13 protein-coding genes, 1 tRNA gene and 1 pseudogene are annotated in these 13,900 nt (G+C 68.5%); 12 read left to right on the top strand and 3 right to left on the bottom strand.

Annotated features, from left to right (window positions below):
* Position 1 precedes the first annotated feature (1 nt).
* The gene (locus tag OCU_RS26275; protein WP_008263093.1) at positions 2–463 is read left to right on the top strand and encodes a DUF4334 domain-containing protein; all 462 of its coding nucleotides are present in this window, start codon (positions 2–4) and stop codon (positions 461–463) included.
* A 140-nt stretch (positions 464–603) separates the two neighbouring features.
* On the opposite strand, the gene OCU_RS26270 is transcribed toward OCU_RS26275, so the two are convergent.
* Complete coding sequence (locus OCU_RS26270; protein ID WP_080587906.1) at positions 604–1,188, bottom strand: TIGR03086 family metal-binding protein; 585 nt, start codon at positions 1,186–1,188, stop codon at positions 604–606.
* Between the two features lie 23 nt (positions 1,189–1,211).
* On the opposite strand from OCU_RS26270, the gene OCU_RS26265 reads away from it, so the two are divergent.
* Genes OCU_RS26265 through OCU_RS26250 form a run of 4 tightly spaced genes read left to right on the top strand, consistent with a single transcriptional unit; the run spans position 1,212 to position 4,672 of the window.
* Positions 1,212–2,036 carry a crotonase/enoyl-CoA hydratase family protein gene (locus OCU_RS26265; RefSeq protein ID WP_008263091.1) on the top strand — a complete coding sequence of 275 codons (825 nt, stop codon included), beginning with the start codon at positions 1,212–1,214 and terminating at the stop codon, positions 2,034–2,036.
* 25 nt (positions 2,037–2,061) lie between these two features.
* Complete coding sequence (gene lipE, locus OCU_RS26260) at positions 2,062–3,297, top strand: lipase LipE (RefSeq protein WP_009956755.1); 1,236 nt, start codon at positions 2,062–2,064, stop codon at positions 3,295–3,297.
* A 28-nt stretch (positions 3,298–3,325) separates the two neighbouring features.
* Positions 3,326–3,514, top strand: coding sequence for a hypothetical protein (locus OCU_RS26255; RefSeq protein WP_038534797.1), 189 nt, complete (start codon positions 3,326–3,328; stop codon positions 3,512–3,514).
* A gap of 39 nt (positions 3,515–3,553) precedes the next feature.
* Complete coding sequence (locus tag OCU_RS26250) at positions 3,554–4,672, top strand: Rv2629 family ribosome hibernation factor (RefSeq protein WP_014378871.1); 1,119 nt, start codon at positions 3,554–3,556, stop codon at positions 4,670–4,672.
* An 8-nt stretch (positions 4,673–4,680) separates the two neighbouring features.
* On the opposite strand, the gene OCU_RS26245 is transcribed toward OCU_RS26250, so the two are convergent.
* Positions 4,681–4,767: transfer RNA gene (locus tag OCU_RS26245), tRNA-Ser, on the bottom strand.
* Positions 4,768–4,804: 37 nt separating this feature from the next.
* Here OCU_RS26245 and OCU_RS26240 point away from each other — a divergent pair.
* Entirely contained in the window at positions 4,805–5,773 is a 969-nt protein-coding gene (locus OCU_RS26240) for an NAD(P)H-quinone oxidoreductase (protein WP_041787156.1), read from the top strand.
* Here OCU_RS26240 and OCU_RS26235 read toward each other — a convergent pair.
* A complete protein-coding gene (locus tag OCU_RS26235; RefSeq protein WP_014378869.1) occupies positions 5,770–6,966 on the bottom strand; it encodes a cysteine desulfurase-like protein in 1,197 nt (398 codons plus the stop codon). The genes OCU_RS26240 and OCU_RS26235 overlap by 4 nt on opposite strands.
* Positions 6,967–7,095: 129 nt before the next feature.
* Here OCU_RS26235 and OCU_RS26230 point away from each other — a divergent pair, with 129 nt between their 5' ends.
* From OCU_RS26230 to OCU_RS26205, 6 genes and pseudogenes are all read left to right on the top strand, one after another.
* Positions 7,096–9,069, top strand: coding sequence for a DUF6541 family protein (locus OCU_RS26230; protein WP_041786999.1), 1,974 nt, complete (start codon positions 7,096–7,098; stop codon positions 9,067–9,069).
* A gap of 78 nt (positions 9,070–9,147) precedes the next feature.
* The gene (locus OCU_RS26225) at positions 9,148–9,600 is read left to right on the top strand and encodes a bacterial proteasome activator family protein (protein ID WP_225323837.1); all 453 of its coding nucleotides are present in this window, start codon (positions 9,148–9,150) and stop codon (positions 9,598–9,600) included.
* 20 nt (positions 9,601–9,620) lie between these two features.
* A complete protein-coding gene (gene wzt / locus OCU_RS26220; RefSeq protein ID WP_008263074.1) occupies positions 9,621–10,418 on the top strand; it encodes a galactan export ABC transporter ATP-binding subunit Wzt/RfbE in 798 nt (265 codons plus the stop codon).
* Positions 10,415–11,320, top strand: a pseudogene (glfT1, locus tag OCU_RS26215) (galactofuranosyltransferase GlfT1); the annotation flags it as partial. The gene wzt and the pseudogene glfT1, both read left to right, overlap by 4 nt.
* Positions 11,321–11,553: 233 nt before the next feature.
* Complete coding sequence (gene wzm / locus OCU_RS26210) at positions 11,554–12,384, top strand: galactan export ABC transporter permease subunit Wzm/RfbD (protein ID WP_008263070.1); 831 nt, start codon at positions 11,554–11,556, stop codon at positions 12,382–12,384.
* 42 nt (positions 12,385–12,426) lie between these two features.
* A complete protein-coding gene (locus OCU_RS26205; protein ID WP_014378867.1) occupies positions 12,427–13,887 on the top strand; it encodes an HNH endonuclease signature motif containing protein in 1,461 nt (486 codons plus the stop codon).
* The last annotated feature ends 13 nt before the right edge of the window (positions 13,888–13,900 follow it).

Here is a 13,900-nt window from a genome sequence, read left to right as displayed (position 1 = left end):
CGTGGACCTCGCCCGAAAGAAGTTCACCGAATTCAAAGAGCGCAGCGGCGACATCGCGGATTCCGAGCTCGACGAATTCTGGGCCGAGCTTTCGCCCGCGACCCTCGACGGGATGCTCGGCGAGTGGAAGGGCGGCGAGTTCCAGACCGGCCACAAGATGAACGGCCAACTGGAAAAAGCCGGGTGGTACGGCAAGACCTTCAAATCCGTCAGCGACGTGCAGCCGCTCGTCTGCCTGGACGCCGACGGCAACAAGTTCTCGAACGTGGAAATGGGCAAGGGCGAGGCCAGCCTGTGGCTGGAGGACTTCCGCGGGGAGGTCACCGCCACCATGGTCTACGACGGCCAGCCGGTGCACGATCACTTCAAGAAGATCGACGACAACGCCGTGATGGGGATCATGAACGGCAAGGGCGTTCGGGACAACGGCAAGTACTACTACTTCTACCTCGAGCGCGTCTAGCGTCTCGACCGGCGAGCCGTCGAGTGTGAACTGGCGGCTTTGATTGTGCGTCCACGCCGACGACACGCCGCGCGGACCCGACGCGGCTTCACACCCAAAGCCCACGCTTCACACTCGACGGGCGAGAGCTGAAGGGCGGGCTACCGCGCCGGGTTGCGGCCGGTGAACGCGACCAGCTGCTCGAGGGCGCCGGCGTCCTCGGGCACATCGACCGGGTCGTCGAATCCGGCGCCGCCGCGTAGCTCCGGCCTGATGATGTGGCGGGCCAGGCCCAGCACGTATTCGGACAGCGGCTCGGGGGCGTCGACCTCGCGCTTCGTCGCGGCCGCGTAATCCCAGGCGTGCACCAGGAATTCGATCGACAGGACGGCGCACGCGCTCTTGGCGGGCATCTCGCCCTTGCCGAACGGCACCGTCCCGCCCAGCCCGTGCCGGTGCCAGGCGTCCAGCGCCGGCCGCGCCGCGGCCACCACCTGGCGCTCCACCGAATCGCCTTCGGCGGGTTCGGGAACGTCGGCGCCCACCATGCCCCCGAGGGCTTTGATCGAATTCAGCAGGTGCCCGGTCAGCTGCGCGACGTCGAAATCCGCGCAGGGCGTCGGCCGCGACAGGTCGTCGTCGGCGATGGTGTGCAGGACCCGCTGCAGCACCCCCAGGGTGTCCTCGGCGCTGTGCAGCTCGTCGGTCGGCGGTGAATGCGGGCCGGGTCGCAAGTCAGGAGCCATATTCGCCACGCTACGGTCTCGATATGGCGCAAGCATACGAATCCGTCACCGTGGAGAAGAAAGACCATGTCGCGCAGGTGACGCTGATCGGGCCCGGCAAGGGCAATGCGATGGGGCCCGCCTTCTGGTCCGAGCTGCCCGAGCTGTTTCCGGAGTTGGACGCCGACCCCGAGGTGCGGGCCATCGTGCTCACCGGTTCGGGCCGCAACTTCAGCTACGGCCTGGACCTCGCCGCGATGGGCGGGACGCTGTCCGGGGTGCTGGGTGAGGGCGCCTCGGCGCGGCCGCGTGCCGAATTTCACCGAACGGTGCTGCGCATGCAGGGCGCGATCAACGCGGTCGCCGACTGCCGCACCCCCACCATCGCCGCGGTGCACGGCTGGTGCATCGGCGGCGGCGTCGACCTGATCTCGGCGGTGGACATCCGCTACGCCAGCGCCGACGCCAAGTTCTCGGTGCGCGAGGTCAAACTCGCCATCGTCGCCGACGTCGGGAGCCTGGCCCGCCTCCCGCTGATCCTCAACGACGGGCACCTGCGTGAGCTGGCGCTCACCGGCAAGGACATCGACGCGGCCCGCGCCGAGAAGATCGGGCTGGTCAACGACGTGTACGCCGACGCCGAGGCCACGCTGGCCGCGGCCCACGCCACCGCCACGGAGATCGCCGCCAATCCCCCGCTGACCGTCCACGGCGTCAAGGACGTCCTCGACCAGCAGCGCATCGCGGCGGTCTCCGAAAGCCTGCGGTACGTGGCGGCCTGGAACGCGGCGTTCCTGCCGTCCAAGGACCTGACCGAGGGCATCACGGCGACCTTCGAGAAGCGCCCACCGCAGTTCACCGGGGAGTAGTCCGGCGGCACGTACCCTCGCTGAGGTGACTCCTGACGGCAAGATCCGCGTCCCGGCCGACCTGGACGCGGTGACGACGATCGGTGCGGAAGACCACTCCGAAATCGACAGCGCCGCCATCGACCGGATCTGGCAGGCGGCGCGGCATTGGTACCGGGCCGGGTTCCAACCGGCGATCCAGTTGTGCCTGCGGCAGCACGGGCGCGTGGTGCTCAACCGCGCGATCGGCCACGGCTGGGGCAACGCCCCGAGCGACCCACCGGACGCCGAGCGGATCCCCGTCACGCCCGATACCCCGTTTTGCGTGTACTCGGCGGCCAAGGGGATGGCGGCGACCGTGGTACACATGCTCGCCGAGCGCGGCGTCTTCTCACTCGACGACCGGGTCTGCGACTACATCCCCACCTTCACCAGCCACGGCAAGCATCGGATCACCATCCGGCACGTGATGACGCACAGCGCCGGCCTGCCGTTCCCGACCGGCCCGCGGCCGGACGTCACGCGCGCCGACGACCACGAGTACGCGCAACGCAAGCTCGGCGAATTGCGGCCCCTGTACCGTCCCGGGCTGTTCCACATGTACCACGCGCTGACCTGGGGTCCGCTGGTGCGCGAGATCGTGTATGCGGCCACCGGCAAGGAAATTCGCGAAATCCTGGGCACCGAGATCCTCGACCCGCTCGGCTTCCGCTGGACCAACTTCGGCGTCGCCGAGAAGGACGTGGCGCTGGTGGCGCCGAGCCACGCCACCGGGCGGACGCTACCGCCGGTGGTCGCCCAGATCTTCCGCAAGGCGATCGGCGGAACCGTGCACGAGATCATTCCGTACACGAACTCCAAGTTGTTCTTGACCACCATCATCCCGTCGTCCAACACGGTGTCGAACGCACAGGAGATGTCGCGGTTCGCCGAGATCTGGCGTCGCGGAGGCGAACTCGACGGTGTGCGGGTCATCAGACCGGAGACCATGTATGGCGCGATAGCCGAATGCCGAAGGCTGCGACCGGATTTCGCGGTCGGGCTACAACCGGCCCGCTGGGGCACCGGCTACATCCTCGGCACCAACCGGTGGGGACCCTTCGGGCGCAACGCGCCGCACGCCTTCGGGAACCTCGGCCTGGTCAACATCGCGATCTGGGCCGACCCCGCGCGCGGGCTGGCGGCCGGCGTGGTGAGCAGCGGCAAACCCGGGCGGGATCCCGAAGCCCGCCGGTACACGGCCCTGATGGACACGATCGCCGCCGAAATCCCCACCGGTTAACGGCCACGGCAGTGGGAACCCTGCCGGCATGGCTACCTATCGAGTGCTCAATCCGAAAGGCGAGGTCGTCGCGACGAAAGACATCGACAGCGCCGACGACGCACACGCATGGTTCGTCGACAACAAGGCCGACAACAGCGAGCTCGGCTGGCGCATGGAAGTCGAGCACGACGGCGACTGGCATTTCTTCGACGACAGCGAGGGCGATCGAAGCTGACGGTGTTTGTGCTCCGGCTCGCGGGGCAACCAACAAGGCATGGACTCGCAACGCTTCCGCAAGCTGCTGGACGCACCGGGGCCGTTCGTTTCGGTGTATTTCGACGACTCGCACGACACCCATGACGCCGAGGCTCAACTTGAGCTCAAGTGGCGGGCGATCAAAGAAGACCTCGAACGCGCACACGCCGACGCCGCGGTGATCGCCGCGATCGAGGACGCGGCCATGAACCTGCGTCCCCCGATCGGCCGAAGTGGACGGGCGGTGATCGCCAGCGCCGACGGTGTGGTGATCAACGAGCACCTGGCCCGCGGCCCCGCCGCGAGCGTGGTCCGGGTGTCCGAATTGCCTTACCTGGTACCGATTCTGGAGCAGAGCTTCGATCACCCGGACTATGTCCTGGTGGTCGTCGACCACAGCGGCGCCGACATCACGACCCACCTCGGCGGGACGCTGCGCACCGAGACGGTCGACGGCGGCGGCTACCCCGTGCACAAGGCCGCGGGGGCCGAGACCGCCGGATACGGCGACCCCCAGCTGCGCACCGACGAGGCCGCCCGCAAGAACGTGCGGGCGGTCGCCGATCGCGTCGCCGAACTCGCCGACGACAAGGCGATCGAGGTGATCTTCGTGGTCGGTGAGGTGCGGTCGCGCTCCGACCTGCTGGCCGCGCTGCCGGAACGACTGCACGACCGCGCGGTGGCCCTCGAGGTCGGGGCGCGGCACAGCGGGCATGACTTCGGCGAGATCGAGCAGGCCATCGAGGACGAGTTCGTCAAACGCCAGCTGCGCACGATCGACGATGCGGCGCAACGGTTTACCGCCGAGATCGGGCGGCAGTCCGGGCTGGCGGCCGAGGGGCTCGGTCCGGTGTGCTCGGCGCTGCGCCAGGGCGCGGTGGAGACGTTGATCATCGGTGACATCGGCGACGCCACCGTGGTGGCCGACGAGAACCTGACGACCGTCGCCCCCGATGAGAACGTGTTGTCCGAGCAGGGCGCCGCTCCCGCCAAGACGCTGCGGGCCGACGAGGCGTTGCCGGTATCGGCGATTTCGGTCGGCGCGGCCCTGGTGCGCACCGACGAGCGGATCTCGCCGGCCGACGGGATCGGTGCGGTGCTGCGCTACGCGCCGACGCTGCACCAGAGCGTCGAGTAACTTCAGGGCGGTGGCGGAGGGATTTGAACCCCCGGACGGTTTTAGCCGTCTCTCGCTTTCAAGGCGAGTGCATTAGGCCGCTCTGCCACGCCACCACGGACAAGGGTAACGGGGGCCGGTAGCGTGGCCGCCATGCGAGCCATCGTCGCCGAATCCTCCGATCAACTGTCCTGGCAAGAAGTGGCCGACGTGTCCGCTCGGCCCGGCGAGGTCGTGGTCAAGGTGGCCGCCGCCGGTGTGAATCGCGCCGACGTGCTGCAGGCCGCCGGTAAGTACCCGCCGCCGCCCGGCGCGAGCGAGATCATCGGCATGGAGGTGTCCGGTGTCATCACCGAAGTCGGCGACGGTGTCACGGAATGGTCTGCGGGCCAAGAGGTTTGCGCGTTGCTGGCGGGCGGGGGGTACGCCGAGTACGTCGCCGTTTCCGCCGGCCAGGTGCTGCCGATTCCGTCCGGTGTGGATCTCGTCGACGCGGCCGGGCTGCCGGAGGTGGCCTGCACGGTGTGGTCGAACGTGGTGCTCATCGCGGGCCTGAGCGGGGGCCAGCTACTACTCGCGCACGGCGGGGCCAGCGGCATCGGCAGCCACGCGATCCAGATCGCGCGCGCGCTCGGGGCCCGGGTGGCGGTCACCGCCGGCTCGGCGGAGAAGCTCGACTTCTGCCGCGACCTGGGCGCCGACATCACCATCAACTACCACGACGAAGACTTCGTCGCGCGGCTACAGGAGTCCGGCGGTGCCGACGTGATCCTCGACATCATGGGCGCGGCCTACCTGGATCGCAACATCGACGCCCTGGCCAGCGACGGGCAGCTCGTCATCATCGGCATGCAGGGCGGCGTCAAGGGCGAGCTCAACATCGGCAAACTGCTCGCCAAGCGGGCGCGGGTCATCGGCACCACGCTGCGGGGCCGTCCGGCCACCGGGCCGAACAGCAAAAGCGACATCGTGCAGGCGGTGACGGCCTCGGTGTGGCCCATGGTGGCCGACGGACGGGTGCGGCCGATCATCGGCGCCCGCTTGCCCATTCAGCAAGCCGGCGACGCGCACCAGCGACTGGTGGACGGCAAGGTGACCGGGAAGATCGTCCTGACGGTCTAGCCCAGGGAGGCCAGCGCGCGCACCAACTGGTCGACCTCGGCCGTCGTCGAATAGTGCGCCAGCCCGACGGTGACCGCGCCGCCGATGTCGTTGACGCCCAGCACGTCGAGCGCGCGGGAGCTTTCGTTGGTGACGGCCAGAATCCCGTTGTCCGCCAACCGTTGCACCACCCGTTCGGCGGGCACGCCGTTCAAAACGAAGCTGACCACCGGGATCCGCACCTCCGGGCGGCCGATGACCATCACCAACGGCAACGAGCGCAACGACACCATCAGGTAGTCGTAGATTCGATTCAGGTACGAGGTGGCGGACTGCATCGACACCGCCAGGCGTTCGCGCCGGGTGCCGCGGGCGGATTCGTCGAGCGACGCCAGGTACTCGATGCTGGCGACCACCCCGGCCAGCAGCCCGAACTGGTGCGCACCGATCTCCAGGCGCGCCGCACCCGTGGCCTTGGGGTCGGCCGAGATGGAATGGAACGAGTTGAGTAGCACCGGATCGCGGAACACGATCGCGCCGATCGGCGGGCCGCCCCATGCGGCGGCGTTCACCGCCACCACGTCGGCGTCGGTTTCCCTCATGTCGAGCAGCCGGTAGGGCGCCGCGGCGGAATGGTCGACCACCACCAGGCCGCCGACGTCGTGCACCAGCTTGGTCATCGCCCGCAGGTCGGTGACCGTGCCCATCGTCGCGGACGCCGAGGCGACGGCGACCAGCCGAGTCGACTTCCCGATCAGGCCCTCCCACTGCCACGTCGGCAGCTCGCCCGTCTCGATGTCGATCTCGGCCCACTTGACCTTGGCCCCGTACCGGTGCGCCGCCCGCAGCCACGGGGCGATGTTGGCTTCCTCGTCCAGGCGGCTGACGATGACCTCGTAGCCCAGGCCGGCGCGCGACGACGACGCCTCGGCCAGCGCGGACAGCAGGATCGCGCGATCGGCGCCCAGCACGACGCCGGCGGGTTCGACGTTGAACAGATCGGCCACGGCCGCCCGGGCCGCCTCCAAGATGGCGGCGCTGCGCTGCGCCGAGGGGTGCGCCCCCACGGTGGTGGGCGCAGACCTGCGGAAAGCCGTCGACACCGTCGTCGCGACGGAGTCGGGAATCAGCATCCCGGCGGGAGCGTCGAAGTGCACCCACCCGTCACCCAGCGACGGATGCAGTCCGCGCACCCGGGCGACGTCGTATGCCATGTGGGCCACCTTAAAGCTTTCGCGTTTTTGCGAAACTGCGACGGTAGCGGGTGCCTTGAAAGGGTCCAAGCCGTTCCGGCCAGTCGGTGGCCTCCCGAGCCAGGGCACCCGGCCAGCCATACTAGTCGAGTGGGGCTCTGGTTCGGAACGCTCATTGCATTGTTTTTGCTGATAGCGCCCGGGGCGATCATCGCACGTATCAGTCAGTTGACTTGGCCGGTCGCTGTTGCGGTGGGCCCGGCGCTGACCTACGGCGTGGTTGCGCTCGCCATTATTCCGTTTGGTGCCATCGGAATACCGTGGAACGGCTGGACCGCGCTGGCCGCGTTGGTCGTCATGTGCCTGGTGATGACCGGTTTCCAACTGCTGCTCGGCCGCTACCGCGACCGCGACGCCGAGACCCGCAGGATCGGCCGCTGGCCGGCGATCACGGTGGCGGCCGGGGTGGCGCTGGGGGCCCTGCTCATCATGTGGGCCGCCTACCGCGGCCTGGACGGTCATTGGCAGACCATCCCGAGCACCTGGGATGCGGTGTGGCACGCCAACGAGGTGCGGTTCATCCTCGACACCGGCCAGGCGTCCTCCACCCACATGGGCGAGCTGCGCAACGTCGAGACGCACCACACGCTGTACTACCCGTCGGTGTTCCACGCGCTGACCGCGGTGTTCTGCCAGCTGACCGGGGCGGCGCCGACCACGGGTTACACGTTGAGCTCGGTCGCCGCATCGGTGTGGCTGTTTCCGACCGGCGCGGCGATGCTGACCTGGCGGGTGCTGCGCCCTAGCTGGGGCGAATGGCGCAGCGCGGGGGCCGCGGCGACCGCAGCCACGCTGGCCGCGTCGTTCACGGCGGTCCCCTACGTGGAGTTCGCCGTCGCCGCGATGCCCAACCTGGCCGCCTACGGCGCCGCGGTGCCGGCGTTCGTGCTGATCACCTCCACGTTGCGGCACCGCGACCGCATCCCCGCGGCCGTGCTGGCGCTGGTGGGTGTCATGTCGGTGCACATCACCGGCGGTGTGATCGTGCTGCTGTTGCTGCTGGCCTGGTGGCTCCTCGATGCGCTGTGGCGTCCCGTGCGCGGCAGGCTGGCCGATGTGGCGGCCCTGGCGTGCGTCGCGGTGGTGTCGGGGTTGATCCTGTTGCCGCAGTTCATCAGCGTGCAGGAACAGGAAGACATCATCGCCGGGCACTCGTTCCTCACCTACCTCAGCAAGAAGCGGGGGCTGTTCGACGCCGTCTTCCAGCACTCCCGCCACCTCAACGACTTCCCGGTCCAATACGGGCTGATCGCGCTGGCCGCCATCGGCGGCGTCATCCTGCTGGTCAAACGGATCTGGTGGCCGCTGGCCTTGTGGCTGCTGCTGATCGTGGTGAACGTCGACGCAGGAAATCCGATCGGTGGCCCGGTCGGCGCGGTGGCCGGGATGTTCGGCGAGTTCTTCTACAAGGATCCGCGCCGGATCGCGGCCGCCACCACCCTGCTGCTGGAGCCGATGGCCGGCATCGCGTTGTTCGCGATCGTGATGGGCGTCGTGGCCGGGGCCCGACGGCTGTCGGACCGGTTCAAACCGCTGCCCGCCCCGGTCTGGGTGTCGGTCACCGCGGTGCTGCTGGTGGCGACCACGGTGCTCAGCGCGCGCCACTACCTCTATCGGCACCTGTGGTTGTTCGGCGACAAATACGACTCGGTGATGATCGACCAACGCGATCTGATGGCCATGGCGTATCTGGCCAAGCTCCCCGGGGCCCGCGAGACCCTGATCGGCAACGCCAACACCGACGGCACCGCGTGGATGTACGCCGTCGCCGATCTGCACCCGCTCTGGACGCACTACGACTACCCGCAACAGATGGGGCCCGGTCCCAACCGCTACATCTTCTGGACCTCGGCGCGCCGGGGCGATTCCGATCCGAGGGTCCTCGAAGCGATCAAGGCGCTCAATATCCGGTACATCTACACGAGTGCGCCGACTGTCCGGGGGTTCGCCGTACCCGACGGACTAGTGTCGTTGGATAAGTCGAAGTCGTGGGCGCTGATCTACGACAATGGCGGCGCCCGAATTTATGAATGGCGACCAAGCGGCACGACGCCACACCCATAGTCCACGAAGGATGGTGAAGTTTTGAGTACCCGCAACGATGACGACGACGTCGAAATCATCGGCGGCGTCGACCCGCGGATGATGGCGATCACCGACGATGACTCCGACGAGCGCTCCCTGACCGATCTGGTCGAGCAGCCGGCAAAGGTGATGCGGATCGGGACCATGATCAAGCAACTGCTCGAGGAAGTGCGCGCAGCGCCGCTGGATGACGCCAGCCGCAACCGGCTGCGCGAGATCCACGCCACCAGCATCCGGGAACTGGAAGAGGGCCTGGCGCCGGAACTGCGTGAGGAACTCGACCGCCTCACCCTGCCCTTCAACGAGGACGCCGCGCCGTCGGACGCCGAATTGCGCATCGCCCAAGCGCAGTTGGTGGGCTGGCTGGAGGGGCTGTTCCACGGCATCCAGACCGCGCTGTTCGCCCAGCAGATGGCCGCCCGCGCCCAGCTGGAAAAGATGCGCCAGGGCGCGCTCCCCCCGGGCGTCGGCAAGGCGGGCGGCGCGCCCGGGCACGGCCAGTACCTGTAAGCGACCTCGAGTAGTTCACGGTGTCGGGTCCTCACATCAAGACGCACAACGCGTGGGTCGAATTTCCCATCTTCGACGCCAAGTCGCGTTCGTTGAAGAAGGCCTTCTTGGGCAAGGCGGGCGGCACGATCGGACGCAACAACTCCAACGTGGTCGTCGTCGAAGCGTTGCGGGACATCACCATGTCCCTCGAGCTGGGCGACCGGGTCGGCCTGGTCGGCCACAATGGAGCGGGGAAATCGACTCTGCTGCGCCTACTTTCGGGCATCTATGAGCCCACCCGGGGCTGGGCGCAGGTCACCGGGCGGGTGGCGCCGATCTTCGACCTCGGCGTCGGGATGGACCCCGAGATCTCCGGCTACGAGAACATCATCATCCGCGGCCTGTTCCTCGGGCAGACCCGAAAGCAGATGCAGTCCAAGGTCGACGAGATCGCCGAGTTCACCGAGCTGGGTGACTACCTGTCGATGCCGCTGCGCACGTATTCCACCGGCATGCGGGTCCGGCTGGCGATGGGCGTGGTCACCAGCATCGATCCCGAGATCCTGTTGCTCGACGAGGGATTGGGCGCGGTGGACGCCGACTTCATGAAGAAGGCGCAGTCGCGGTTGCAGGGGCTGGTGGAGCGGTCCGGAATCCTGGTGTTCGCCAGCCACTCCAACGAATTCCTGGCCCGGCTGTGCAAGACGGCGATGTGGATCGACCACGGTGTGATCCGCATGACCGGCGGCATCGAGGACGTCGTGCGGGCGTACGAGGGGGAGGATGCGGCCCGGCACGTGCGCGAGGTGCTGGCCGAGACGGCCGGACAGCCATGAGCGACACCGTCGTCGCCGTCGTCGTCACCCACCGGCGCCCCGACGAGCTGGCCAAGTCCCTCGATGTGCTGAGCACGCAAACGCGGCTGCCCGACCACCTCATCGTCGTGGACAACGATTTCTCCGGTGACGGCCGTGTCCGCGAACTGGTTGCGGGACAACCCATTCCGACGACCTATCTGGGATCGCGACGCAACCTCGGCGGAGCCGGCGGTTTCGCGTTGGGCATGCTGCACGCGTTGGCCCTGGGCGCCGATTGGGTGTGGCTGGCCGACGACGACGGGCGCCCGCAGGATTCGCATGTCCTTGCCACCCTGCTGGCGTGCGCGGACAAGCACGGCCTGGCCGAGGTGTCACCCATGGTGTGCAACATGGACGATGCCGAGCGGTTGGCGTTTCCGTTGCGCCGCGGCCTGGTATGGCGCAGGCGCGCAAGCGAATTGCGCACCGAAACCGGGCAGGACCTGTTGCGCGGCATCGCCTCGTTGTTCAACGGCGCGCTGTTCCGGGCCGCCACGCTGGAATCGGTCGGCGTCCCGGATCTGCGGCTGTTCATCCGGGGCGACGAGGTCGAAATACACCGGCGGCTGGTGCGTTCCGGCCTGCCGTTCGGAACCTGCCTGGACGCGGTCTACCTGCACCCGTGCGGATCCGACGAGTTCCGCCCGATTCTCGGCGGCCGGATGCACACCCAATATCCCGACAACCCCACCAAGCGGTTCTTCACCTACCGCAACCGCGGCTACCTGCAGTCACAGCCGGGGCTGCGCAAGCTGGTGGTTCAGGAATGGGTCCGGTTCGGCTGGTTCTTTCTGGTGACCCGTCGCGACCCCCGTGGCCTGGCCGAGTGGATCCGGTTGCGGCGCTTGGGGCGTCGTGAACAGTTCGGCCGGCCTAGTGGCGATCGCGAGCGCGGCGGAGCCGGGCGAAGCGGGTCGCCACCATCGATACCTAGTGGCGATCGCGAGCGCGGCGGAGCCGGGCGAAGCGGGTCGCCACCATCGATACCGAGTGGCGATCGCGAGCGCGGCGGAGCCGGGCGAAGCGGGTCGCCACCATCGATACCTAGTGGGGATCGCGAGCGCGGCGGAGCCGGGCGAAGCGGGTCGCCACCATCCAGACCGGGAGGAGCCCGATGACGTTCCTTGACGCGGCGGCGCAGTCGCGGACATTCACCCGGGCCCGCCGCGACCTGGTCGACGGTTTCCGTCGTCACGAGCTCTGGCTGCATCTGGGCTGGCAGGACATCAAGCAGCGTTACCGGCGCTCGGTGCTGGGGCCGTTCTGGATCACCATCGCGACGGGCACCACCGCCGTGGCCATGGGTGGCCTGTACTCCAAGCTGTTTCACCTCGAGCTGTCCGTGCATCTGCCGTACGTGACGCTGGGCCTGATCATCTGGAACCTGATCAACGCCGCCATCCTGGAGGGCGCCGACGTGTTCGTCGCCAACGAGGGGTTGATCAAGCAGCTGCCCACCCCGCTGAGCGTGCATGTCTACCGACTGGTGTGGCGGCAGGTCATCCTGTTCGCGCACAACATCGTCATCTACGCGGTGATCGCGATGATCTATCCCAAGCCATGGTCGTGGGCCGACCTCGCGGTGCTCCCGGCGCTGGCGCTGATCGTGCTCAATTGCATTTGGGTGTCACTGTGTTTCGGCATCCTCGCGACCCGCTACCGCGACATCGGTCCGCTGCTGTTCTCCGTCGTGCAGTTGCTGTTCTTCATGACGCCGATCATCTGGAACGACGACACCTTGCGCCAGCAGGGCGCCGGGCGGTGGTCCCGCATCGTCGAACTCAACCCGCTGCTGCACTACCTCGACATCGTTCGCGCGCCGCTACTCGGGGCGCACCAGGAGCTGCGGCACTGGGCCGTGGTGCTGGTGTTGACGGCCGTCGGTTGGGTGTTCGCGGCCTTCGCGATGCGCCAGTACCGCGCCCGGGTGCCCTACTGGGTTTAGCGTTTCCCTGACTTGTCACAGGGCGGCGCTATCATCGAACGTATGTTCGAAGCAGTGCCGCGTGACCTGGCGTTTCAGGGCGTCGACGACGCCGGTGTGCTGGACCGCGTCACCGCGGCGGCCCGGGCGCGGAACGCGCACTGCGCGCGCGAGTTGGCGGCGATCGGCGAGCTGTATGCGCGTCGGGCGCCGGACGACGACGCCGACCGTTTCAATTGGGCGGTCGACGGACACGAGAACGTGGTCGCCGAGGTGGCGGCCGCGCTGGGAATCAGTCGGGGCCGCGCGTCCGGGCGCTTGCACTATGCGATCGCGTTGCGCGAGCGGCTGCCCCGGGTCGCTGAGGTCTTCGCCCAGGGCCACATCGATTTCCGGTTGATGGCGGCGGTGGTGTACCGCACCGAGCTGATCGAGGACCCCGAGTTGATCGCCCGGCTAGACGCCGCGGTCGCCCGGCACGCCCCGAAATGGATGCGGCTGTCGGGGCCGAAAATGGCCGAGCGCATTGACATGTGGGTGGCGCGCATCGATCCCGTAGGGGTGCGCGTGCCGGGGATGCGCAGTCAAGATCGCCGTGTCGAGATCGGGCCCCTCAGCCCGGGGCTGGCCGAGATCTCGGCGAGGGTGCGTCCCACCGATGCCGCCGCGGTGGACCGCGCGCTCGACGCGTTGGCCGATTCGGTGTGCCGGAACGATTCCCGCACCAAGGCGCAGCGTCGCGCCGATGCGATGGGCGCGATGGCCGCCGGGCAGACCGTCTTGCGCTGTGACTGTGGCAGCCCGGATTGCCCTGCGGCGCAGCGGCCCCCGGGAACCAATGTCGTGGTCCATGTGCTGGCCGAGCCGGCTGCGGTCGGCGGCGAGGCGCGCGCGCCGGCGCTGCTGCCGGGGTTCGGTCCATTGCCGACGGGCTCGCTGCGCGAGTTGGCCGGTGTCGCGAAGACCAAGCCGCTCTCGCCGGCGCCGGACCGGGCGGAGCCCGGGTACCGGCCGTCGACCGCGCTGGCCGAATTCGTCCGCTTCCGCGACCTGACATGCCGATTCCCCGGCTGCGACGCTCCGGCCGACGTCTGCGACATCGACCACACGGTGCCGTTTCCGCTCGGCCCCACCCATCCGTCCAACCTCAAGCTGCTCTGCCGCCACCATCACCTGCTCAAGACGTTCTATACGGGCCCCGACGGCTGGCGGGATCGCCAGCTGCCCGACGGCACCGTGGTGTGGACGTCGCCGACGGGACATACGTACATCACCAAACCTGGTGGCAGCCTGTACTTTCCGGCGCTGGCGGTCCCGACCGGGACGCTGACACTGCCGGCCGTCGCGCCCGCACCCTCGCAGAACCGGGGGGTCATGATGCCCGTCCGGCAGCGAACCCGCGCCGAGGATCGCGCCGCCCGGGTCCGCTGGGAGCGCGGCATCAACGAGGCCCGCATCAGCGCCGAGGCGGCGCGTCCCGCCGAGCGGTCGGCGCCCCACAACAACGACCCGCCGCCCTTCTGATGTCCGGTTCTCC

The sequence above is a fragment of the Mycobacterium intracellulare ATCC 13950 genome, from assembly GCF_000277125.1.
Taxonomy (GTDB): Bacteria; Actinomycetota; Actinomycetes; order Mycobacteriales; family Mycobacteriaceae; genus Mycobacterium; species Mycobacterium intracellulare.
This window is presented reverse-complemented; position numbering and strand designations above follow the sequence as displayed.